The sequence below is a fragment of the uncultured Streptococcus sp. genome, from assembly GCF_963545685.1.
Taxonomy (GTDB): Bacteria; Bacillota; Bacilli; order Lactobacillales; family Streptococcaceae; genus Streptococcus.
The window spans coordinates 59169-83476 of sequence record NZ_CAUUKN010000001.1 but is presented as its reverse complement, the minus strand read 5'-3'; the positions used below and the strand labels follow the sequence as shown (position 1 = coordinate 83476).

The window sequence follows — 24308 nt, the reverse complement described above, 5'->3', positions numbered from 1 at the left end:
GAATCCAATATCTCGTCGGTCTCTGTGTGGTTATTTTGAAGATAATAATTTGAAGTATAAAAGCTATACATGCCGTAAGCCCGTGAACAATGGCATCACTCAATATAATAAAATCTCCTATTCGGGTAAAATCTATACAATTATATCATAATGCTTTGAAAAAGAGCATACGAATTGCCTATAAGTGATAAGGATGTAAGGCTTTTCACTTTTCAAGCATATTTCTTGCTCATTAAGTTTTTTTAACCTATCCTATACGTATAGAAAAAAATTCGATAGAGGAGATCGATATGGTAAAACTGTCTAAAGAGACACATCTTGAGATGTTCACTAAAATGGAACGTATCCGTGAATTCGATTCACGTATTAATAAATTGGTTCGTCGTGGGTTTGTTCAAGGGATGACTCACTTTTCAGTAGGTGAGGAAGCCGCTAACGTTGGAGCTGTTCAACACTTGAGTTATGACGATATCTTCTTTTCAAATCACCGTGGTCATGGACAATCTATTGCTCAAGACATGGATTTGAATAAAATGATGGCAGAGCTTGCTGGTAAGGCAACGGGAGTTTCTAAGGGCCGTGGTGGTTCTATGCACTTGGCTGACTTTGAAAAAGGTAACTATGGTACTAACGGTATCGTTGGTGGTGGTTACGCTCTTGCCGTAGGTGCAGCCCTTACTCAACAGTACAAAGAAACTGGAAATATCGTTGTTGCCTTTTCAGGTGATGGCGCTACTAATGAAGGTTCATTCCACGAGTCAGTCAATATGGCTTCTGCTTGGAAATTGCCAGTGATTTTCTTCATCATTAACAACCGTTATGGTATCTCAATGGATATCCAAAAAGCTACAAATACACCTCACTTGTATACACGTGCGGAAGCCTATGGTATCCCTGGATTCTACTGCGAAGATGGTAACGATGTCATGGCGGTTTACGAAACAATGGGCAAGGCTGTTGACCATGTACGTGCTGGTAATGGTCCTGCTATCGTTGAGGTAGAGTCTTACCGTTGGTTTGGTCACTCTACTGCCGATGCTGGAGTTTATCGTACCAAGGAAGAGGTTGATGAGTGGAAGAACAACAACGATCCAATCATCAAATACCGTAACTATTTGGTTTCTGAAAATATCGCAAGTGATGAAGAACTAGATGCTATTCAAAGCCAAGTTAAGGCACAAATCGATGCAGCTTATGAGTTCGCCCAAAATAGCCCAGATCCAGAACTTTCAGTTGCCTTTGAAGATGTATGGGTAGACTAAAGAGAAAGGTTGAGGAATAACAAGTATGAGTGAAACAAAATTGATGGCCTTGCGTGAGGCAGTGAACCTTGCCATGAGCGAGGAAATGCGTAAAGATGAAAACATCTTCCTTATGGGTGAAGATGTTGGTATCTACGGCGGTGACTTCGGTACTTCAGTGGGTATGTTGGCTGAATTTGGTGAGAAACGTGTTAGAGATACGCCGATTTCAGAAGCAGCTATCGCTGGTGCAGCTGTTGGTTCTGCCATCACAGGTCTTCGTCCGATTGTTGACTTGACATTCATGGACTTCATCACAATTGCACTTGACGCTATCGTTAACAATGGTGCTAAAAACAATTACATGTTTGGTGGTGGTTTGAAGACTCCTGTAACCTTCCGTGTGGCTTCTGGCTCAGGTATTGGTTCTGCTGCGCAACACTCACAATCTCTTGAGTCATGGTTAACTCACATTCCAGGGATCAAAGTTGTTGCTCCTGGTAATGCTAACGATGCTAAAGGTCTTTTGAAATCTTCAATTCAGGACAATAACATTGTTATCTTCATGGAACCAAAAGCTCTTTACGGTAAGAAAGAAGAAGTTACACAAGATCCTGATTTCTACATTCCACTTGGAAAAGGTGAGATTAAACGTGAAGGTACTGACCTTACTATTGTCACGTATGGACGTATGTTGGAACGTGTTCTTAAGGCGGCTGAAGAAGTGGCTGAACAAGGTATTAATGTTGAGGTCGTTGACCCTCGTACTCTCGTTCCACTTGATAAAGAATTGATTTTCGAATCAGTTAAGAAAACTGGAAAATTGATGTTGGTCAATGACGCTTATAAAACAGGTGGCTTCATCGGTGAGATCGCTGCTATGGTTACTGAAAGTGAAGCATTTGACTACCTTGACCACCCAATTGTACGTTTGGCAAGTGAAGATGTGCCTGTACCTTATGCGCGTGTCTTGGAACAAGCGGTTCTCCCAGATGTTGAAAAGATTAAGGCTGCTATTATCAAGATGGCTAATAAAGGAAACTAACTTTCTAGCGACGGTTAAGTGATATTTCTCGCTAGTAAATGAATTTCTTGTTTTAACAGTGGGAGTATCGGAAATTATAATTTAAAGTAGAAAGGAGAGGGCGAACCAGAGGGCCTAACTGAACCCGAGCGGAAAGCTTGGAAAATAGACCGTCCGTCAACGTCAGCAGGCTGACGTGTCGGACGCCTAATTTTCAGTCGCTTTCTGGTCGCTCTTGGTATCTTATAAATGGCTTTTGAGATTATTATGCCTAAGCTCGGTGTTGATATGCAGGAAGGCGAAATCATCGAGTGGAAAAAACAAGAGGGTGATGTGGTTAATGAGGGAGATATCCTTCTTGAAATCATGTCAGATAAGACGAACATGGAACTTGAGGCAGAAGATTCAGGTGTTCTTTTGAAGATTACCCGTCAGGCTGGTGAAACAGTACCAGTTACTGAGGTTATTGGTTATATTGGAGCAGAAGGTGAAGTTGTAGCCGATAATGCGACAAGCGTACCTGCTGCCGAATCTAAACCTCAAGTAGAAGAAGTTGCTGTTGTGGAAACGCCTGTCGTTACAGCTCAACCACAAGTAGCCGTTGTTCATGAAGGTGGCAAAGTACGTGCAACACCTAAAGCACGTAAAGTGGCACGTGAGATGGGGATTGACCTTGCTCAAGTTCCAGGAACTGGGGCAAAAGGACGTGTTCATGCAGATGATGTTGAGAACTTTAAGGGTGCTCAACCTAAGGCGACACCATTGGCTCGCAAGATTGCAGCAGACCTCGGTATTGATTTAGCTACCGTATCTGGAACAGGATTTGGTGGTAAGATTACTAAGGAAGATATCCTGGCAATCAGTGCTCCAGCGCAAGTTAAGGAAGCTGCAGTTGCACCTGTGGTTGAAGCCAAACCCGAAAAAGTCTTGCCAGAAGGTGTGGAAGTCATCCCTATGTCTGCTATGCGTAAGGCTATTTCTAAGGGAATGACGCACTCTTACTTAACTGCGCCAACATTTACTCTTAACTATGATGTGGACATGACTAACCTTATGGCTCTTCGTAAGCAAGTCCTTGATCCAATCATGAATAAGACTGGTATGAAAGTGACTTTCACTGATTTGATTGGTTTAGCAGTTGTGCGTACCCTTATGAAAGAGGAACACCGTTACCTCAATGCATCCTTGATTGATGATGCACAAAATATCGAATTACACAAATTTGTTAATCTTGGTATTGCCGTTGGTCTAGATGATGGCTTGATTGTACCAGTAGTTCATGGTGCAGATAAGATGAGTTTGTCTGACTTTGTTGTGGCCTCTAAGGCTGTCATCAAAAAAGCTCAGGCTGGTAAATTGAAGGCGGCAGAAATGTCAGGTTCTACTTTCTCTATTACTAACTTGGGAATGTTTGGAACCAAGTCATTCAATCCAATCATTAATCAACCAAACTCAGCCATCCTTGGTGTTTCAGCAACTATTCAAACACCGGTAGTTGTTGATGGTGAAGTTGTCGTGCGTCCAATCATGGGTCTCTGCTTGACTATTGACCACCGTATTGTTGATGGTATGAATGGTGCTAAATTCATGGTTGATTTGAAGCATTTGCTTGAAAATCCAATGGAATTGTTGATTTAAGTAAAATATCTGAAAACTGAAGTTTTAAATAGAAAGGAGAGAGCGAACCAGAGGGCTTAACTGAACCCGAGCGGAAAGCTTGGAAAATTAGGCGTCCGTCTACGTCAGCGGGCTGACGTGTCGGACGCCTAATTTTCAGTCGCTTTCTGGTCGCTCTTGGTATCTTATAAATGGCTTTTGAGATTATTATGCCTAAGCTCGGTGTTGATATGCAGGAAGGCGAAATCATCGAGTGGAAAAAACAAGAGGGTGATGTGGTTAATGAGGGAGATATCCTTCTTGAAATCATGTCAGATAAGACGAACATGGAACTTGAGGCAGAAGATTCAGGTGTTCTTTTGAAGATTACCCGTCAGGCTGGTGAAACAGTACCAGTTACTGAGGTTATTGGTTATATTGGAGCAGAAGGTGAAGTTGTGGCCGATAATGCTGCGAGCGCACCAGCTGCAGAAGCAACTGCTCAATTGGAATCAGCTGGACTTGAAGTTCCTAAAGCACCTGCTCAAGCTGCTCCAGCAGCAACTGCAGATAAAGCACCGCTTGCAGCTAACGAATATGATATTATCGTTGTCGGTGGTGGTCCTGCTGGTTACTATGCAGCCATCCGTGGGGCACAACTTGGTGGTAAGATTGCAATCGTTGAAAAATCTGAATTTGGTGGAACATGTTTGAATAAGGGATGTATCCCAACTAAGACTTACCTTAAAAATGCAGAAATCCTTGATGGTCTTAAAATTGCTGCAGGTCGTGGTATCAACTTAGCGTCAACAAACTATACTATCGATATGGATAAGACAGTTGACTTTAAGAACTCTGTTGTTAAGACCCTTACAGGTGGTGTGCAAGGTCTTTTGAAGGCTAATAAGGTAACTATTTTCAATGGTCTTGGTCAAGTTAACCCAGATAAGACTGTTACTATCGGCTCAGAAACAATCAAGGGACGTAACATTATCCTTGCAACTGGATCAAAAGTATCACGTATTAATATCCCTGGAATCGAGTCACAACTTGTGATGACATCAGATGATATTCTTGACTTGCGTGAATTACCTAAATCACTTGCTGTTATGGGTGGTGGTGTCGTTGGTATCGAGCTTGGTCTTGTGTATGCTTCATACGGTGTTGACGTAACAGTTGTAGAGATGGCTGATCGTATCATCCCTGCTATGGATAAAGAAGTGTCACTTGAGCTTCAAAAAATCCTTTCTAAGAAGGGTATGAAGATTATGACATCTGTTGGTGTTTCTGAAATTGTGGAAGCCAACAACCAATTAACCCTTAAGCTCAATAATGGCGAAGAAATTGTTGCTGACCGTGCCCTTCTTTCAATCGGTCGTGTTCCTCAGTTGAACGGTCTTGAAAATCTTAACCTTGAACTCGATCGTGGTCGTATCAAAGTTAATGCATACCAAGAAACTTCTATTCCTGGTATCTACGCTCCTGGTGATGTAAACGGAACTAAGATGCTCGCTCACGCTGCCTACCGTATGGGTGAGGTTGCTGCTGAAAATGCCATGCATGGTAATGTTCGTAAGGCTCACCTTGATTACACACCAGCGGCGGTTTACACCCACCCAGAAGTTGCCATGTGTGGTATTACTGAAGAAGAAGCACGCGCTAAATACGGTGATGTACTCATTGGTAAATCAAGCTTTGCTGGTAATGGTCGTGCCATTGCTTCTAACGAAGCCCAAGGTTTTGTTAAAGTTGTTGCGGATGCGAAATACCATGAAATCCTTGGAGTTCACATTATCGGTCCGGCCGCTGCTGAGTTGATTAACGAAGCATCAACCATTATGGAAAATGAATTGACTGTAGATGAGCTCTTGCAATCTATCCATGGTCATCCAACTTTCTCTGAAAATATGTATGAAGCTTTTGCTGACGTACTTGGAGAAGCTATCCATAACCCACCAAAACGTAAATAAAGAATAATAAGGATCTTCAATAATTTTTTGAGGGTTCTTTTTTTGGTAATTGACATATCAAATTAAATCAGTTATTCTCTTTAGAGAGAGGAGAAAGTTAAAAAAATGGTAAATCGAGTTTATTATGGTGAGTATTCTTTGGAGCATTGGGTTAAATTAATCTTAAACAAAAAGGTTATTCTTCCAGAATACCAGCGTAACTTTGTTTGGACCGAAGATAAGAGAAGAAAGTTAATAGAATCGTTAGAAGAAAAGAACTTTGTACCCCCAGTGATAATAGGTTCTTTTAAGCATAATGGAATAACTGAAAACATATTAATTGATGGACAACAAAGATTAACTAGTATACTACTCTCAGTGTTAGGCTTTTTCCCTGACAGAGCAAGTTTTAAGAAAAATGCTCTGAAACATGAAGTTAAAATTGTTGACGAGAATGATGATTATGTTGATGAAAATGATGGGAATGATAAATACACCGATGTTATTAATTGGACATTTAATGAACTACTTGAAGATGGTCCTAAATCATTAGGAGATATCCGTCAGGAATTGAAGAAGAATATTTATTTTAAACCGTTAGATAATGCTCAAGTAAAACTTGATGATGATTTCTTAAAGAAGACTTTTCTAGGATTTTCATATCTGATACCAGATTATGAAGATGATAATAGTCAGCAAAAGTACTATGCTTCAGTTTTCAGAAATATTAATGTACAGGGACAAAGTCTCACTCCACAGGAGAGTAGAGAGGCTTTATATTATTTAGATCATTCAAAAATTAGTTTTTTTAAACCAGCTTTTTTAGGAAATTATCTTACTACAAGGGTTGATTTTGTTAGATACATGGCAATTTTATCAGAATTTCATAATACACCAGATAAAGAGAAATTGTGTGTAGGTTACGGTGGGAGTAAAGAAAAACTTGAAGTATATTATATGACTTATATAAATTCAGTGATTAGTCATGAAAACAATTCCGATAATGATAGATTCTTTAGCTTTGAAGATTTATTTAATAACAAAGACTACGAGTCGACATTTCAAAATCTAGATAATTATATAGATAAATTAGGTTTATACAATCAAGAATTTGAATCCATTATAGATTACGATATGTATTATTTTGGATTAATCTATGAGGTAATTTTCAAAAAAAGAAAGTTGAACCTTGACATACAAGATGAATTACACTTAAAATTAAAAGAAAAGATAGAGTACTATAAAATGCCTTTTTTAGATACAGAAGGTAATCCAACAGTAAATCCGACTAATAAATTAAATACTCATCCCAAAAATCCATCTACACTTAAGTATATAACACAGAGAGTGAAAGAGTCAGTAAGTATTTATGAAGAGGTTGTTTTAGAGAATAATGAGTAAACAGATTGAAGTAATTAAAGAAAACGTAGAATTTTTTTTAGAAGAAATTAGTCAAATTTTGTCAAATTTGACTAATGAAGTTGATTCATATCCTTTAAAAAATTACATTTTAAAATCAGTATTTCTTCAAATGACAGGTGCACAAGAACAAAAGTTCAAAAGTATTGCTTGGGAATTTTCTTCAGATGATTATGAATTTGCAAGGACATATAAATCATTTGCCAGTGAAGGCTTTTCTACCTATGAATCAAAGAAAAAATTATATAAAAAGATAAAATCTAAACTTAAAATAAATGAGTTTGATGTTAAAGAAAAAATCGCTATTTTCAATGAAACAATGAACGTTTTTAATAATTATCTAGACAATAGTTTGCTTCATAAATGGAATGAAAAAGAATATATTGAATTTAAAGAATATGCAGAACATTTTAAAAAATTATTAGGTATGTTGAATAATGTAGAAGATTTGAATAAAGATGAGACAAAAAAACTAAAAAAAGAAGTTAATTTTGCAAGTAAAGAAGATTTGTTATCTGATGATTTAGTTAAAATTTATAAAGAATACCTTTATGAACATCGAAATAACTTAGCTCACAATACATTATCTTATCAAAATAATACTTCTTTGCTATTTTCATCAGAAAATAGAGACTTAAGTTCAAATAATTATTTTCTTTGGTTTTATATTTTAATTCTAATTGATAAAATAATGATTGAATTATTTAATAAGTTTGATGAAAGTAGGAAAGACTTACTAAACATATAGTGTGTCATATGGTTGTCTAAACTGGTATGAGTGTCAAATTAACATAGCTTAAAACAAGTTTGACTTATGTTATTTTATTTCAAAACTATAGCAATTTCTTTAAAAAAGCTAAGGTATGGAAAATGAATTGACAGTAGATGAACTCTTGCAATCTATCCATGGTCATCCAACTTTCTCTGAAAATATGTATGAAGCTTTTGCTGACGTACTTGGAGAAGCTATCCATAACCCACCAAAACGTAAATAAAGTTGATAAAATTCTCGGACAGATGTTCGGGAATTTTTGTGTTTTACATTTTCCTATTTATCTGAATCTTGTAAAATTTATCACTATTTTTCATAGATGAATACGAATAGTTAGTTAAAGGGGGTTCAAGTTATACGAATTGTATGGTTACAAGTATTTATGATTTTATAATACTTTTATTTTATTTAGAATTTTTCAACAATAACCTTTCCATGAGAGTTTATCTATGGTAAAATGGTTGACGTATTAAAAATGCAAAAGGAAAGTTAAATGCGAACAAAAGATTTTATCTACTATGCCAGTGCGGCGGTTCTTTTAGCTGTCACAACTCAGGTTGCTCAAGCAGATGAAGTGGCAACACAAACGCCTTCTATTACTGAAGGAAACCACTATCAACCTGCAACAGCAGCAGAAATTTTTGGCGGTGAAGCAGCCTTATCTGAGGTGACCACTGCGACTAGTTCTGCACCAGTAGCTACAAGTGAAGTGGCAAAAGCTAGTACTCCAGCAGTATCTACATCACCTGGACCTCAAAGTTCAGAAGCAACTAGTCTAGCTGTCAGCTCAACGGTCTCAACTTCGGTAGCTAACGCAACAACGACTGTTACGTCTACATCAGTAGCGACTTCAAACGCTAGTTCTGAGAGTACGACTGCTTCTGCACATTCAATAGCTTCTGAGGCTCCTAACAACGCTGTTGCCACACCTGCTAAATTAACGAATTCTTCGGATGTCCCTTCGACAAATCTTGAGGTTCAGCCTAAGACTTTTATTGATGTCAGCAGCCACAATGGGGATATTAGTGTAGATGATTACCGTGCCCTTGCACGCCAAGGTGTGGGTGGTGTCGTAGTCAAGTTGACAGAGGATACTTGGTATAGTAATCCTAAGGCAGCGTCACAAGTTCGCAATGCGCAAATCGCAGGACTTCAAGTATCGACTTATCATTTTTCTCGATACACGACTGAGGAAGAGGCGCGAGCAGAGGCTCGTTTCTACATTCAGGCAGCAGAAAACCTTAACCTTCCAAAGAGCACAGTTATGGTTAACGATTTCGAAGACTCTAAGATGCTTCCAAATATCAACCGTAACACTCAAGCATGGGTTAATGAAATGCGTAAGCATGGTTACAACAACCTGATGTTCTATACAAGTGCTAGCTGGTTGGATGAGAACAATCTAGGCTATCGTGGACCTGTCTCAACCTCTCAATTTGGTATTGAAAATTTCTGGGTAGCTCAGTATCCATCAAGTACTCTTACAGCTACGAGCGCAAAAAACATGCGTTACAATGCTAAAACTGGTGCTTGGCAGTTTACAGCAACGGCTAATCTCCTGCCAGGAAAACATGTTTTTGACCATAGCGTGGACTATACAGGACGTTTCACAACTAATGCCAGTGCTGAGGTTGATGTAACTCAAGGCGATTTGAGTGGAACCATTTCTATTGTCAACAATAATCCAACTGTTGGTAGCTTTGATGTTGTCATCTCTAATGTCAAAGCACCAAATGGTGTTGAAACAGTCTCTGTTCCAATTTGGTCAGAAATTAATGGTCAAGATGACATTATTTGGTATACGGCTAACCGTCAAAATAACGGAACTTACACAGTAAACGTTAAGGCTTCAGCTCATAAAAACTCAACAGGTCTTTATAATGTTCACCTTTATTATGTTCAAAAAGATGGTCAATTGACGGGTGTTGGTGGAACAACAACTCAAGTCTTTATTGGTAAGACACCAGAGCAGTTGAAACCCAAAGCAAGTTTTGCCATTGAGAATATCAACACTCAAAATGGTACATTTGACGCCGTTATCACTAATATATCAGCTCCTCTAGGTATTAAAGAAGTTTTAGTTCCATCATGGAGTTTAGAGAATGGTCAGGATGATCTTATTTGGCATAAGGCAACTAAACAAGCTGATGGTAGCTATCGTGTAACTATTAAGGCAAGTGAGCATAAGGGTAATAAAGGAAATTACCGTGCCGATGCCTACATCGTGGACAACTCTAACAATCGACACTACATTGCTGAAAAAGTGGTCTCTGTTGATTATGCTCGACCAAGCGGTGTCCTTACGATTGAAAACAATAACACTGCAACGGGTACCTTTGATGCTGTCGTTCGTAACATTGTTGCGCCTACAGGCTTGAAAGAGGTTCTTGTGCCATCATGGAGTCTGGCTGGTGGTCAGGATGACCTCATCTGGCATAAGGCAACTCGCCAAGCGGATGGGTCTTACCGTGTGACGATTAAGGCAACTGATCATAAGAATTCTACTGGGAAATACCGCGCCGATGCCTATATCGTAGATGATTCGAACAAACGTTTTTACCTTACTGAAAAAGTGGTAGAAGTTAGCCAAACTCGCCCTACTGCAAGTCTCTTTATTGAAAATAATAATACAGATTTAGGAACATTTGATGCTGTTGTTCGTAATATTTCTGCTCCAAATGGTGTTAAAGAAGTTTTAGTTCCATCATGGAGTCTTGTGAATGGGCAAGACGACCTTATTTGGCACAAAGCGACTCGTCAATCAGATGGTAGCTATCGTGTAACAATCAAGTCTAGCGAACACAAGAATTCAATAGGAAATTACCGTGCGGACCTTTATATCGTAGATAATGCTAACAAACGTTATTATGTCGATGAAGCAGTGGTAGACGTTAAACATAACAAACCAATTGGTACGATTTCAGTAGTCAACAATAATAAGGATACGGGAACCTTTGATGTCATTATTAGTGATGTTTATAGTCCTAAAGGTGTCCGTACTGTTCAAGTACCTATTTGGTCTGAAAAAGATGGTCAAGATGATATTCGTTGGTATGAAGCGACTCGTCAATCCAATGGAACTTATACGGTAAATGTTCAAGCTATTAATCATAAAAATTCTACAGGCTTGTTCAATATTCATTTGTACTATATCTTAAATGATGGCTCACAAGTTGGTGTAGGTGGGACAACTACAACACTTGAATTCCGTAATGCCAAGACAAAAACGCAAACCTATATCACTAATGTTAATTCAGAAGCAGGTAGTTTTACAGTAGTAGTTGATCAAGCGCCACAAGGTCGTCAGATTAAGAACATCCGCGTAGCCGTGTGGTCAGAAAGCAACCAAGGTAACCTTTCTTGGTACAATACTGCTCCAACTGGTTCACACACTGAAGTCAATGTTTCGACTGTTAATCATAAGAATCTTATCGGTAACTATACGACTCATGTTTATGTAGATTATGTAGATAATACTGTAGAAGGTTTCAACCTGGGTGAGACAGCTCTTGCTCCACGTAATCGTCGTGTTGAGCCTCAGACTACTTATTATTCTCAACGTGATCCTCGTTGGGCTTCTAAATGGTACGGTGTCAGCAATATGGACCAGTCGGGCTGTGTTCCAACATCACTTGCCATGACCTTTACAGATATTTTGGGAACTGTAATTGCGCCAACGACAGTTGCTGATTACTTATACTACAATACAAATTCATTTAATAAAACATCAGTCGCTGGTACAGATGCAGAAGGTATTGTATTAGCAAGTAAAAACTGGGGACTTAAGAGTAATATGCTTTCAAGCATTGCTAACATTGCTTCAGCATTGATGTCAGGTCACCACGTTCTTGCGGCAGTAGGAGCAAGCCAATTTATCAATTATCCTTACACGCATGAAATCGTACTTCATGGCTATGATAATGGTAAAACCTATGTTCGTGATCCATTTAACGCCAATAACAATGGTTGGTATTCATTGGATTACATTCATGGTGTTCAGAGTCGAGATTCGATGGATACTAAGCTTGGTGCACCATTCTTCTCAATCTTTGCTTAATTGATAAATCAAAGGTCTTTAGAAGGGAACTTCTAAAGGCTTTTTTAGTGTTAAATTTTGATAGTCATATTTTTTATTTATCTATTTTCAGAATATTATATAAATAGTTTAAATCTCATTTTTATGGGTTTTTACCTTATTTATTTTGATAGTTTTGACACTTTCAGTATAGAAATTACTTATTTTTTTATCATTTTTGTAGTTTTTTTAGAGAATTATCACTTTTGCTCTATTCGTAAGACATTTTCTGTGGTAAAATGGGTGACGTATTAAAAAGTGTCAAAGGAAAGTTAAATGCGAACAAAAGATTTTATCTATTATGCCAGTGCAGCAGTCCTCATGGCAGTAAGCACACAAGTGGCTAGTGCCGAAGAAGTAGCTACGCAAATGCCTACGTATACTGAAGGGAACCAGTATCAACCTGCGACTTCAGCAGATATTTTTGGTGGTGGAGCAGTCCTTACGCAAGAGTCACCTTCAGCAACACCAAGTTCAACTGTATCGGAAGCCTCTAAAGCCACTAGTGAAGTAGCAAACTCAAGTGTTCCACAAGTCAGTCAAGCAAGCTCAACAACGATTGTAGCATCTGAATCGATAACCTCGCCTAACACAGTAGTAAGTTCAGAAAATGCTACGGTATCGACGACTGCTTCTGAGGTTTCAGACACCTCGGTAGCCGAACCAGCTAAGTTAACACATGCCTCAGCTTCTTCTCATGATACTGATGTTCTAAAACCTAAGGCAAGCTTCTCAATTGAGAATAATAATAAGGTAACTGGTACCTTTGATGCTGTGGTTCGAGATATTGTTGCACCATTGGGTGTGAAAGAGGTTCTTGTCCCATCTTGGAGTCTAGCTAATGGTCAAGATGACTTGATTTGGCATAAGGCAGCTAAGCAAATGGATGGCTCGTATCGTGTAACTATTAAGGCGGTTGATCACAAAGGGGAGGCTGGCAATTACCGTGCGGATGCCTATGTTGTTGATCGAACAAATAAGAGACATTATATTTCTGAGAAAGTAGTATCTGTTAATTACTCTCGTCCAAGCGCAACCTTAACTATTGAAAATAATAATGCAGCTGCAGGCACTTTTGATGCGGTGGTGAAAAACATCATTGCTCCTACAGGGGTGAAAGAAATCCTGGTACCGTCATGGAGTCTTGTTGGTGGTCAAGATGATTTGATTTGGCATAAGGCTACAAAACAAGCAGATGGTTCTTACCGTGCTACCATTAAGGCAAGTGACCACAAAAATTCAACTGGTAAATACCGTGCAGATGCCTATATCGTAGATAATTTCAACAAGCGTTTCTACTTGACTGAAAAAGTAGTTGAAGTTAGTCTATCTCGTCCAAGTGCAACTCTCTCTATTGAGAATAATGATGCTGAGAAGGGCACTTTTGACGCGGTTGTTCGAAATATCGTTGCACCTAATGGTCTTAAGGAAATCTTGGTACCATCATGGAGTCTTGTTAATGGACAGGACGATTTGGTTTGGCATAAGGCAAGTAAGCAAGCAGATGGTAGTTATCGTGTGACTATCAAAGCTTCAGATCACAAACATTCAATAGGCAAATACAGAGCGGATGTTTATCTTGTAGATAAGGATGATAATCGTAAGTATTTGACTGAGACTGTGGTTGATGTCAATGAAACTAAGCCAAGTGGTAGTATTTCTATCTTAAATAACAATGGTACTGGAACTTTTGATGTGGTCATCAGTGATGTCTACAGTCCTAAGGGCGTTCGTACTGTTCAAGTACCTATTTGGTCTGAGACTGATGGTCAAGATGACATTCGTTGGTATGAAGCAGCACGTCAATCAGATGGCAATTACAAGGTTACTGTTCAAGTAGCTAATCACAAAAACTCTACTGGTCTTTACAATGTTCATCTTTACTATATCCAAAACGATGGCTCACAAATCGGTGTGGGAGGAACACAAACAAAAGTTACTTTGTCAGATCCTAAAGCCGACCTTGCTATCACTGGTCTCAACAATGTTACTGGTAGCTATGAAGTTGTTATTTCAAATTTAGTTGCACCACGTGGCTTTAAGGAAGTCCTAGTTCCAACCTGGTCAGAAAAGAATGGTCAAGATGATATCATTTGGTACAAGGCAGCTAAACAAGCCAATGGAGACTATAAGGTGACCGTTCGCTCAAGCAACCATAAGGGAGATAGCGGCCTTTATAACTCTCATGTCTATTTGATTGACAATGATGGTAAATTCATTGGACTAGGTGGCAAACAAGCGACACTTGATATCACTAAGACCCAAGGCACTCTAACCATTGCAAACAATGATAAAAATCGAGGAACTTTTGATGTGGTCATCACCAATCTTACTAATCCGGGCGGGATTACAGGTGTGGTCATCCCTGTATGGTCTGAGCAAAATGGGCAAGACGATCTTGTTTGGCACAATGCCACAAAACAAGATGATGGTTCCTACAAGGTGACTATTTCAGCTAGTCAGCACAAATGGAATTCAGGCAAGTACATCGTTCATGGTTATATTGTAGATGCTTCAGGTAAGAATATCGGCTTTGGGGCAACTTCAGCTGATGTGGTAGCCCCTAAGAAAATCGGTTCGGCATCAAGAGGAAACTACGATGTTTTGAATAAGATTGTCTATCTAGATGCTGGCCATGGAGGCTATGATCCGGGTGCGTCGTACTTTGGTATTTCTGAAAAGAGCTTGACCTTGGCTATCCAAGATCGCGTTAAGGCTAAGCTAGAAGCGGAAGGCTATCAAGTTGTGACCACACGTACTAGTGATACCTATGTTGATTTGACAGATCGCTCTCGTGCAGCAAATGCTTCTGAATCAGATATCTTCGTAAGTATCCACATCAATGCCTCAGGTAGTTCAGCAGCACAGGGAATCGAGACCTACTATTACCAACCATATGCAGAATACCCATCACGGATTAATGCGGCCTACCATAATAATTCAACCCGTTTGAGAATGAGTGATACCTTGGCTAATGCCATCCAGTCCAGCCTTATTAATGCGACAGGAGCACAAAATCAGGGCGTAAAACGTCAAACCTTTGCGGTCTTACGTGAAACAACAGCACCAGCAGTTCTCCTAGAACTTGGATTCTTGTCAAATCCACAAGAAGCAGCCCGCTTAAATACCTCTGCTTACCAAGAGACTTTGGCGAATGCGATTGTGGCAGGGATTAAGCATTATTATTCTGTTTATAATTAAGCAATTGAGAGAATCTGATGGTTCTCTCTTTTTAATAATCTCACAGAGAAAACGCTTGCATAAATCAAATCTAAATGGTATATTAAAAAACGTGAAAACGTTATCAAAAGGAGTTACTATGAAAAGAAATACCCAAGCTAATAATGAAAAAGTCCTTCGTTATAGCCTTCGTAAGTACAAGTTGGGGCTGGCTTCTGTAACAATTGGAGCTGTTTTTTTGAGCTGTGCTGCTGTTCAAGTAGTCAAGGCAGAAGAAGCAGTTTCAACATCTGCAACAAGTACACAAGTAGAAGCAGCTGATTCTAGTCTCTTTGCTAGTAATCAGCTTACTGAAACGCCGACATCCTCTGTAACTACTGAGACTGAAACAGGGCCTAAATCAACGAATACAGGCCTTATGCAAGAAGAGGACGCAGTTCGTCTTGATACTGGAAAATCTGACGCGGGTGTAGAAAACACAACAAATACTGTAACAACTGATCGAGCTGTTATTCCAACATTGACCAATGCCTCTGAGGATCCTATTGCTGAAGGGACTATTCGTTTACATTTCCAAGAGTTGCCAAGTCAAGACAAGTCATCACTTGGTCTTTGGACTTGGGATGATGTTGAGACACCATCATCTCAGAAGGGCGCTTGGCCAACAGGGGCAACCTCATTTTCATCTGCAAAAGAGGATGATTATGGTGTCTATTTAGATGTGAAGTTGTCTGCTACACCTAAAAAGCTTAGTTTCTTAATTAATAATGCTGCTGGAACAAACCTTTCAGGTGACAAAGTAATAGAAATTCTTAGCCCTCAAATGAATGAGGCCTGGATTGACAAGGATTTCCAAGTTTACAGTTATCAACCTATCCCTCAAGACCACGTTCGGATAAATTATTTCCGTACGGATGGCGAATACAGTAATAAGTCTGTCTGGTATTGGGGTGACGTTAAAGATGCGCCAAGTAATTGGCCTGATGGTGTTAACTTCCAATTGAATGGTAAGTATGGTGCCTATTTAGACATTCCTCTAACAGAGGCAGCCAAATCTATCGGATTTTTACTCTTAGATGAGAGCAAAACAGGAGATGATGTGAAAATTCAACCAAATGACTATAAATTTAGTGACTTGAAAAAATCTCGTCAGCTTTTTGTGCGAGATTTAGATCCAACAATCTATACGAATCCTTACTTTGTTAAGGATGTGCGTTTGACTGGAGCTCAGCAAATTAGCCCAAGCCAAATTGACCTTAGCTTTAGCAACTTAGATGAAGTGACGGCTGAGGACATTCTCAAAGACCTCAAGGTGACAGATAAAGACGGAAATACCGTAACGCTTAAACAACTTGATTTGGATGCCAAGCTCAAAAAAGCCGAGTTAACAGGTGATTTTGCTGCAGAAAATCTACCTTACAAGGTCACTTTAGGCAATGATAGTTTTAAAACGTCTGAAAGTTGGCAATTGAAGGATGCGCTCTACAGTTACGATGGCGAATTAGGTGCTCGTCTTGAAGAGAATGGTACTAAGGCACATATGACACTTTGGTCACCAAGTGCAGATCAAGTAGATATCATTGTCTATGATAAGAATAATCAAGACAAGGTGCTCGCTGAACATGCCCTAAGCAAAGGACCTCGTGGTACTTGGCAAGCTGACTTGCTTGCGACTGATTTTGGCCTTGAAAATTTAACAGGCTATTTCTATCACTATCGCATTAAACGTGGAGATCAGTCAGTAATTGTTCTTGATCCTTATGCCAAATCGTTGGCAGCTTGGAATAGTGACGACGCCAGCAAGGGACCTGAACATAAGATTGCTAAGGCTGCTTTCGTAGATCCTGCCAATTATGGACCAAAAGACCTCGACTATGCTAAGATTCCTAACTTTAAAACTCGAGAAGATGCCATCATTTATGAGGCTCATGTCCGTGATTTTACCTCTGATAAAGCAATCTCCTCAGAACTTAAACACCAATTTGGTACTTTTGCAGCCTTTGCTGAGCGATTGGATTATCTTAAAGATCTTGGTGTTACCCATATTCAGCTTTTGCCAGTATTGAGCTACTATTTTGTTAATGAATTGCAAAATAGTCAACGTTTAGATACTTATGCTTCAAGTAATAGCAACTACAACTGGGGTTATGACCCACAAAACTATTTCTCATTGACAGGTATGTATTCTGAAAATCCAAGTGATCCTGCTAAACGTATTGAAGAATTCAAGAATTTAGTTGCTGCTATTCATAATCACGGTATGGGTGTCATCTTGGATGTGGTATACAATCATACAGCCAAGACTGCTATTTTTGAAGACCTTGAGCCAAATTATTATCACTTTATGGATGCTGATGGCACGCCACGTTCGAATTTTGGTGGTGGGCGTCTAGGCACGACTCACTATATGAGCCGTCGTGTTTTGGTGGATTCGATTACCTATCTTACTAAGGAATATAAGGTAGATGGTTTCCGTTTTGATATGATGGGTGACCATGATGCTGAAAGTATTGAGCAAGCTTACCATGCTGCACGTGCCCTTAATCCAAACCTCATTATGCTTGGTGAGGGTTGGGTGACCTATGCGGGTGATGAAAATATCCCTGTTCAGCCTGCCGATCAGTCTTGGATGAAAGATACTGATACCGTAGCTGTGTTTTCAGATGATATTCGAAATACTCTCAAATCGGGTTATCCAAACGAGGGGACACCTGCCTTCATCACAGGTGGAAAACGTGATATTAACAAAGTTTTCGATAACATCAAGGCACAACCAACTAACTTTGAGGCTGATTCACCAGGAGATGTTATCCAGTATATTGCAGCACATGATAATTTGACCCTTTTTGATATCATTGCTCAATCAATCAAGAAGGATCCAAGCAAGTCTGAGAATAATACTGAAATCCATCGTCGCTTGCGTCTAGGCAACCTTATGGTTTTGACTGCTCAAGGAACACCGTTTATTCACTCTGGTCAGGAATATGGTCGTACGAAACAGTTCCGTGATCCTGCCTACCGTTATCCTGTGTCTGAGGACAAGGTACCGAATAAGTCTCATCTTTTAGTTGATGAAAAGGGTAATCCGTTTGATTATCCATACTTTATCCATGATTCTTATGATTCTAGTGATGCCGTCAACCATTTTGATTGGACTAAAGCAACTGATAGCCAGGCATTTCCAGAAAATACGAAAACACGCGCCTTTACCAAAGGTTTGATTGCCCTACGTAAGTCGACAGATGCCTTCAATTTCAAATCAAAAGCAGAAGTAGATGCACGTCTAACGCTATTGACAGTTCCTGGTCAGGACAATGTCGCTCAAGAAGATTTGGTATTGGGATACCAAACAATTGCTTCAAATGGAGACCGTTACCTTGTCTATGTCAATGCTGATAGCAAGACTCGTCAGTTTGATTTGAGTAAGATTACAAATGGTCTGTCCTATCAGGTTTTAGCAGATGGCAATCAAGTCAATTTATCTGGAATTAGTGATTTATCAGGTGTGACAATCAACAATCACATCTTGAACTTGGATCCATTAACAGCGACTATTATTCGTTTGACCAATGCTCAAACACCAACTGACGAAGTAGCTAAGTTTTCTGAAAAAACCGAGTCATTTGCTAGTAAAGATACAGAGGAAACTAAAACAAATGTTAAGGCCTCAAGTCAAGAGGAACTTACTGGAGATGTTGAACTTGTTAATCGTGGAAATGGTCAGGGTATGACTGAAGCTAGTGGTCAGACTGATAAGCAACTGCCATTCACTGGTGAAAAGACAAATCGTGGATTCATTTTAGCAGGTCTTCTAAGTATTCTAAGCCTAGGCTTCCTTAGAAAACGTCGTACGAAATAATAAGTGACAACAGGTTGTTTCCTGTTGTTTTCTTTTATTTAGAATCATTATTATCTGCTCTTTAGAATAGTTCTTAAATAGCCTAAAACCGTTGACAGCACTGGTTTCTTCTGTTAGTTTAGATAATGTTCTCTTACATATGAGAGATCATTATTGACTTATCATCGTTCGTTTTTTATTAACATTAAAACGACGATTCACATATATAACGACAAATGTCGAACACTATCTTGAAAATAGGAGACATTCATGAAAAAAATTAGCAAACTTGGTGTTGTTCTTTTGGCATCAGGACTTTTACTGACGGCTTGTGCCAAATCTGATAATTCAAGTAATTCAAGCTCAACTAGCTCAAAACTCACAGCCAGTGAGCAAAAGCAATTGAAGCAGGCCACAAGTGATTATAAGACTTTCGTAGAAGGTGAAATTGATCAACTCTTGAAAGATACTGAGGAATTCAGTGAAACCCTCAAGTCAGGAAATCTTGAAGAAGCTAAGAAGCAATACCCATTGATTCGTATGGCTTACGAACGTTCAGAACCGATTGCAGAAAGCTTTGGTGAGTCTGATGTGAAAATCGACTACCGTTTGGTTGATTACATGGACGAAAATAAATCTGAAGACGGTTGGTCAGGTTTCCACCGTATTGAGCGTATCATGTGGCAAGACAACACGACAGAGGGCACAGCTGCTTATGCGGATCAACTAGTCAATGATATCAAGGAACTTAAGGCTAAAATCGCAACTGTTGAAGTCACTCCAGATATCATGTTGACAGGTGCTGTTGACCTTCTTAATGAAGTAGCAACTCAAAAGATTACAGGTGAAGAAGAAGTCTTCTCACACACTGATCTTTACGACTTCCGTGCCAATATTGAAGGGGCGGAAAAAATCTTTGAACTCTTCAAGCCATTAATCCAAAAGAAAGATGCTAAACTTGTTAAGACTTTGGAAACTGAATTCAAGAATGTTAATGGTCTCTTAGACAAACACATGACTGATGAGAAAAACTATAAGTCTTATACAGATTTGAGTGAGGCAGATACTAAGGAATTGGCCGAAGCTGTAACGAAACTTGGTGAGCCATTATCACAAATGGGTGTTATCCTAGATGGGAAATAAGAAAAATGACTGACGAAAAATTTTTAGATCAAAAAATGGACCGTCGTGAATTTCTTAAAAAAGCAGGTATTGGAGGGGCTGGGCTTGCACTTGGTCTTTCTGGTGCATCTGCTTTTTTCGCTAATCAGGATAGTTCAACAAAAAAGGCCCTAGATGGGGATGAAGATATTAGCTTCTTTGGCAAGCACCAGGCTGGGATTACGACTCCTATGCAAAAAGCTTGCTACTTGGTGGTTCTGGATCTTCACACGACCGATAAAAAAGAAGTGATTCAGCTCTTTAAAGACTGGACAGATTATAGTAGTAAATTAGTAGAAGGTGAACTAGTTAAAAAGGATGGTTCCAATGCCCTTTTACCACCAAGTGATACTGGCGAAACCGTTGGACTCAATCCCTATCGCTTGAGCCTAACTTTTGGGGTTTCGGCCGATTTTCTTAAAAAACTTGGTTTGGAATCCAAACGTCCTAAGCTCTTCCGAGATTTGCCACCATTTCCAAAGGAGCAGTTGCAGGACAAGTATACTGGTGGAGATATCGTCATTCAAGCCTGTGCAGATGATGAACAAGTAGCCTTTCATGCTGTTCGCAATCTGATTCGCAAGGGTCGGAATAAAGTTACCATGAAGTGGAGCAAATCAGGTTTTGCTGCAATTGGAGACCGCAAGGAAACACCTCGAAATCTCTTTGGTTTCAAGGACGGAACTGCTAATGTTACGACAGAAAAGGAATTCGACAAGGTTGTATGGACTGATAGTAAGGATTGGATGAAGGGTGGTTCTTATATGGCTCTTCGTCTGGTACAGATGCACTTAGAAACTTGGGATCGTACCAATTTGCAGGAGCAGGAAAACACCTTTGGCCGTTACAAGGAATCAGGCGCACCATTTGGAAAGAAAGATGAGTTTGACGAAGTAGATTTGTCAAAACTTCCAGTCGATTCACATGTCCGTTTGGCTAAAGAAGTGGATCTTCCTATTTTACGCCGTTCCTATTCCTATTCAGATGGCATTGATGAGAGAACTGGTCAGTTTGATGCAGGCTTGATTTTCATTGCCTATCAGAAGGATCCAGACCGTTTTGTTAAAATTCAGACCAATCTTGGTGCTGTAGACAAGATGAACGAGTACATCACCCATATCGGAAGTGGGCTCTTTGCTTGCTTTGCTGGCGTGGAGAAAGGAGGCTACCTTGGTCAAGCACTCTTTGAATAGACTCCTCGTTTTACTAGGACTTCTGGCCTTATTCTGGGCTCATCCAGTAGCTGCTGAATCTTACAGTGATCTTTTCATCAAAATCACAGATGCGACAACAGCTGTTCAAAATAAAGATCAAACAAAAGCTAAGGAATTGGTTGGTGAGATTAAGTCTGATTTCGAAACTAAAGAAAATCACGATTCCAAGGCTGGTCAAAAAGTTAGCAAGGCTCTTGATATTAAGGGAGATGTGACAGAAGATGACTTAACTGCTATCTCGTCAGCCCTTCTTAAATTTGAAAAAGAGCAAAATCCTGTTGATTTAGACGCAGAAAAGGAAAAACTTGATACTCGCTTAAAACCTTATTTCAAGAACTTACAGGATGCCATTAATGCCAAAGATCTGACTGCGACACGAAAAACTTACGGTGAATTAAATAATGCTTGGACGCGAAATGAAGCTGTTGTCCGTGACCATAGTACTGCCTATTACGGTAAAATTGAGACCGCTATTTCACTATTGAGAAGCAGTATCGAGACAGAACCAACTGATTTCACTAACATCCAGTCATCCTATGATGACCTTAAGGGTGGGATTGATGACTTTATCAAGGGTGTTCCCCTTGATAGCACTAGCAGCAGTTTAACTCTTAAAGATGGTATTAAGCTCTTGAAAAAGGCTCTAGGTCAATTCCAAAAGGGTGATGAAAAAACGGCTACGTCAACTATGAAGAAATTCATCACGATTTGGCCAACCATTGAAGGAGATGTAAGCACAACTAATCCTAGTCTCTATACACGTGTGGAGAGTGAAACGCCTGTTATCATGGTTAAGGGGAAAGAAAAAGCTTATCAGGACAAACTGCAAGCCTTAATCACAGACCTATCTGCTATTGATACAAGTGCTTCTTATAATGCCTTTGATGCCATGTTAATTCTCTTACGTGAAGGGGTTGAAGCCCTCCTCATTGTTATGGCTCTTGTGACAACTCTTAAGGCGGCCAAGATGCGTAAGGGACTTAAATGGGTATATGGAGGAGCCATTGCTGGGGTACTCGCCAGTGCAGCCATAGCTATCGTCTTGCAAGTTGTCTTTCCTGCCGTTACCTCTGGCTCTAACCGTGAAATCATTGAAGGTGGCGTTGGCATTTTCGCAGTTGCAATGATGATTCTCATTGGAATCTGGCTCCATAGTAAGTCTTCAGTCAAACAGTGGAATGACTTTATGGACCGCCAGATGAAGACGGTGACGGCTACTGGAAGCTTTGTATCTATGTTTGCCCTCAGTTTCTTGGCTGTCTTCCGTGAAGGTGCTGAGACAATCCTTTTCTATGTTGGTATCATCCCACGTATTACGACAGCTAATTTCTTTATTGGTATTGCTTCAGCCGTTGCAGTTCTTCTTATCATTGCTGTGGCTATGACTAAGGCTAGTCACTATATTAAACCGCACCGTATCTTCTTTATTTTGACCTGGTTGATTTATGCCTTGGCCTTCAAAATGCTGGGTGTCAGCATTCATGCCCTTCAGTTGACTAATATGATGGGCAATCATTTAATTAGTGGTTTCCCAACCATCGATTGGGCAGGCATCTATCCTAGCTGGGAAGTCTTAATTCCACAACTTGTCTTTATTGCTATTATTGCCTATGTGACGGTGAAACAGCATGGCAAGAAGTAAGGATGAGATGACTATTGTTGAGCACCTGGTGGAATTTCGGAGACGTTTTATTGCAGTAGCTATTTGTTTTTTTCTAGTTTTTTGTATCACCTTGTTGTTTGCTGGGCAGCTATATGCATATTTGACCAGAGGATTTGACAAGCCTTTATTGGTTCTTGGGCCTAACGATATTCTCTGGATTTACATTAACCTAGCAAGTCTCATGGCTTTTACGGTTACTTTGCCTTTCACTACCTACCAGATTTGGCAGTTTGTGAAACCAGGTTTGAGGGACAATGAAGCGCGTGCTATCTTTGCTTATATTCCAGCATCTTTTGTCTGTTTTGTATTGGGCTTGGCCTTTGGCTATTACTTTGTGAGTCCAGCTATTTTAGAAGTGCTTTTAAAACTAGGAGAAGGACTCTTTAATACTCAAATAACAGCTCAAAACTACCTTAGTTTTTTACTACATACGACAGTGCCATTAGCAGTTCTCTTTGAACTGCCTGTTGTTGTAAGTTTTCTGACATCTATCGGCATGATAACACCAGTATTTCTGACACGCTATAGACGCTATGCCTACTTTATTCTCTTGGTTCTGGCAGTCATTTTGACACCAGCTGACTTTATCAGTGACTTGGCCATGACTGCTCCCTTAATCTTGCTTTATGAAGTTAGCGTAACTCTTAGTAAGCTCATTTATATACGTAAACAAAGAAAATATAAAGAAAAATAGAAAGGAGATTTCATGGGAATTCTACGTGATATCGGAGCTCCTGGACTTATTATTATTGTCCTAGGTGCCCTCCTCATCTTCGGTCCTAAACGCTTGCCAGAACTTGGTCAATCCATCGGTAAAATGCTTGCTGAATTTAAAGCAGCTGTAAATAAGACTGATAATAACAAAAAAGACGAAGAAGACAAGTATAAAGACTAGTATCTTTACTTAGTGAATATCTTCGACTTTCTTGACAATTATAAGCTTTTATGACATAATACACTTGTATTGAATAGTAAGTCTATATCATAGGCAAGAAAAGACCCCGCGCTAACTTCCACATAAGCTCGGGGTCTTTTTTAGCACTATCTATCCCTGTTTAGCCATTTGTCGACCAGACGAAGGATAACACCGACCACAATGGGTCCGATGATAGTTTTGAATAGTAAATCCATCATAGGCAATCTCACCTCCCTTCGTAGGCGGTGTCGAGGTGCCAA

The 24308-nt window shown here is 39.6% G+C and carries 15 protein-coding genes and 1 pseudogene; 15 read left to right on the top strand and 1 reads right to left on the bottom strand.

What is annotated here, in order from left to right:
• Positions 1 to 290 precede the first annotated feature (290 nt).
• From RWZ99_RS00335 to RWZ99_RS00265, 15 genes and pseudogenes are all read left to right on the top strand, one after another.
• Positions 291 to 1262 (top strand): thiamine pyrophosphate-dependent dehydrogenase E1 component subunit alpha, encoded by a 972-nt coding sequence (locus tag RWZ99_RS00335; RefSeq protein WP_314675666.1) that lies wholly within the window; start codon positions 291 to 293, stop codon positions 1260 to 1262.
• 25 nt (positions 1263 to 1287) lie between these two features.
• On the top strand, positions 1288 to 2286 hold the full coding sequence (locus RWZ99_RS00330; RefSeq protein ID WP_314675665.1) for an alpha-ketoacid dehydrogenase subunit beta: 999 nt from the start codon (positions 1288 to 1290) through the stop codon (positions 2284 to 2286).
• 228 nt (positions 2287 to 2514) lie between these two features.
• Positions 2515 to 3903, top strand: a complete 1389-nt coding sequence (locus RWZ99_RS00325) for a dihydrolipoamide acetyltransferase (protein ID WP_314675662.1) — start codon at positions 2515 to 2517, stop codon at positions 3901 to 3903.
• 170 nt (positions 3904 to 4073) lie between these two features.
• On the top strand, positions 4074 to 5831 hold the full coding sequence (gene lpdA, locus RWZ99_RS00320; protein ID WP_314675658.1) for a dihydrolipoyl dehydrogenase: 1758 nt from the start codon (positions 4074 to 4076) through the stop codon (positions 5829 to 5831).
• A 105-nt stretch (positions 5832 to 5936) separates the two neighbouring features.
• On the top strand, positions 5937 to 7211 hold the full coding sequence (locus tag RWZ99_RS00315; RefSeq protein ID WP_314675656.1) for a DUF262 domain-containing protein: 1275 nt from the start codon (positions 5937 to 5939) through the stop codon (positions 7209 to 7211).
• Positions 7204 to 7977: a hypothetical protein gene (locus RWZ99_RS00310; RefSeq protein ID WP_314675655.1), complete on the top strand. Its 774-nt coding sequence runs from the start codon at positions 7204 to 7206 to the stop codon at positions 7975 to 7977. Before RWZ99_RS00315 ends, RWZ99_RS00310 begins: the two co-directional genes overlap by 8 nt.
• A gap of 115 nt (positions 7978 to 8092) precedes the next feature.
• Positions 8093 to 8224 (top strand): annotated as a pseudogene (locus tag RWZ99_RS00305) (hypothetical protein); the annotation flags it as partial.
• Between the two features lie 270 nt (positions 8225 to 8494).
• A complete protein-coding gene (locus tag RWZ99_RS00300) occupies positions 8495 to 12058 on the top strand; it encodes a GBS Bsp-like repeat-containing protein (protein ID WP_314675653.1) in 3564 nt (1187 codons plus the stop codon).
• A 294-nt stretch (positions 12059 to 12352) separates the two neighbouring features.
• On the top strand, positions 12353 to 15277 hold the full coding sequence (locus tag RWZ99_RS00295) for a GBS Bsp-like repeat-containing protein (protein ID WP_314675651.1): 2925 nt from the start codon (positions 12353 to 12355) through the stop codon (positions 15275 to 15277).
• A 118-nt stretch (positions 15278 to 15395) separates the two neighbouring features.
• Positions 15396 to 19115 carry a pullulanase gene (locus RWZ99_RS00290; RefSeq protein WP_314675649.1) on the top strand — a complete coding sequence of 1240 codons (3720 nt, stop codon included), beginning with the start codon at positions 15396 to 15398 and terminating at the stop codon, positions 19113 to 19115.
• A 249-nt stretch (positions 19116 to 19364) separates the two neighbouring features.
• Positions 19365 to 20237 carry an iron uptake system protein EfeO gene (gene efeO, locus RWZ99_RS00285; RefSeq protein ID WP_314675647.1) on the top strand — a complete coding sequence of 291 codons (873 nt, stop codon included), beginning with the start codon at positions 19365 to 19367 and terminating at the stop codon, positions 20235 to 20237.
• Positions 20238 to 20242: 5 nt separating this feature from the next.
• Positions 20243 to 21448 carry an iron uptake transporter deferrochelatase/peroxidase subunit gene (gene efeB, locus RWZ99_RS00280; RefSeq protein WP_314675646.1) on the top strand — a complete coding sequence of 402 codons (1206 nt, stop codon included), beginning with the start codon at positions 20243 to 20245 and terminating at the stop codon, positions 21446 to 21448.
• Positions 21426 to 23111: an FTR1 family protein gene (locus RWZ99_RS00275; protein ID WP_314675645.1), complete on the top strand. Its 1686-nt coding sequence runs from the start codon at positions 21426 to 21428 to the stop codon at positions 23109 to 23111. The genes efeB and RWZ99_RS00275 overlap by 23 nt, the downstream gene beginning before the upstream one ends.
• On the top strand, positions 23098 to 23826 hold the full coding sequence (gene tatC / locus RWZ99_RS00270) for a twin-arginine translocase subunit TatC (RefSeq protein WP_314675644.1): 729 nt from the start codon (positions 23098 to 23100) through the stop codon (positions 23824 to 23826). Before RWZ99_RS00275 ends, tatC begins: the two co-directional genes overlap by 14 nt.
• Positions 23827 to 23838: 12 nt before the next feature.
• Positions 23839 to 24027, top strand: a complete 189-nt coding sequence (locus RWZ99_RS00265; protein WP_314675643.1) for a twin-arginine translocase TatA/TatE family subunit — start codon at positions 23839 to 23841, stop codon at positions 24025 to 24027.
• A 146-nt stretch (positions 24028 to 24173) separates the two neighbouring features.
• On the opposite strand, the gene RWZ99_RS00260 is transcribed toward RWZ99_RS00265, so the two are convergent.
• Positions 24174 to 24266, bottom strand: a complete 93-nt coding sequence (locus tag RWZ99_RS00260; RefSeq protein WP_314675642.1) for a type I toxin-antitoxin system Fst family toxin — start codon at positions 24264 to 24266, stop codon at positions 24174 to 24176.
• Positions 24267 to 24308: the final 42 nt, after the last annotated feature.

Bases quoted from the DNA above. Each gene is read 5' to 3' on its own strand.
- RWZ99_RS00335 (WP_314675666.1), top strand. From the start codon at position 291: ATGGTAAAACTGTCTAAAGAGACACATCTTGAGATGTTCACTAAAATG.
- RWZ99_RS00330 (WP_314675665.1), top strand. From the start codon at position 1,288: ATGAGTGAAACAAAATTGATGGCCTTGCGTGAGGCAGTGAACCTTGCC.
- RWZ99_RS00325 (WP_314675662.1), top strand. From the start codon at position 2,515: ATGGCTTTTGAGATTATTATGCCTAAGCTCGGTGTTGATATGCAGGAA.
- lpdA (WP_314675658.1), top strand. From the start codon at position 4,074: ATGGCTTTTGAGATTATTATGCCTAAGCTCGGTGTTGATATGCAGGAA.
- RWZ99_RS00315 (WP_314675656.1), top strand. From the start codon at position 5,937: ATGGTAAATCGAGTTTATTATGGTGAGTATTCTTTGGAGCATTGGGTT.
- RWZ99_RS00310 (WP_314675655.1), top strand. From the start codon at position 7,204: ATGAGTAAACAGATTGAAGTAATTAAAGAAAACGTAGAATTTTTTTTA.
- RWZ99_RS00300 (WP_314675653.1), top strand. From the start codon at position 8,495: ATGCGAACAAAAGATTTTATCTACTATGCCAGTGCGGCGGTTCTTTTA.
- RWZ99_RS00295 (WP_314675651.1), top strand. From the start codon at position 12,353: ATGCGAACAAAAGATTTTATCTATTATGCCAGTGCAGCAGTCCTCATG.
- RWZ99_RS00290 (WP_314675649.1), top strand. From the start codon at position 15,396: ATGAAAAGAAATACCCAAGCTAATAATGAAAAAGTCCTTCGTTATAGC.
- efeO (WP_314675647.1), top strand. From the start codon at position 19,365: ATGAAAAAAATTAGCAAACTTGGTGTTGTTCTTTTGGCATCAGGACTT.
- efeB (WP_314675646.1), top strand. From the start codon at position 20,243: ATGACTGACGAAAAATTTTTAGATCAAAAAATGGACCGTCGTGAATTT.
- tatC (WP_314675644.1), top strand. From the start codon at position 23,098: ATGGCAAGAAGTAAGGATGAGATGACTATTGTTGAGCACCTGGTGGAA.
- RWZ99_RS00265 (WP_314675643.1), top strand. From the start codon at position 23,839: ATGGGAATTCTACGTGATATCGGAGCTCCTGGACTTATTATTATTGTC.
- RWZ99_RS00260 (WP_314675642.1), bottom strand. From the start codon at position 24,266: ATGATGGATTTACTATTCAAAACTATCATCGGACCCATTGTGGTCGGT.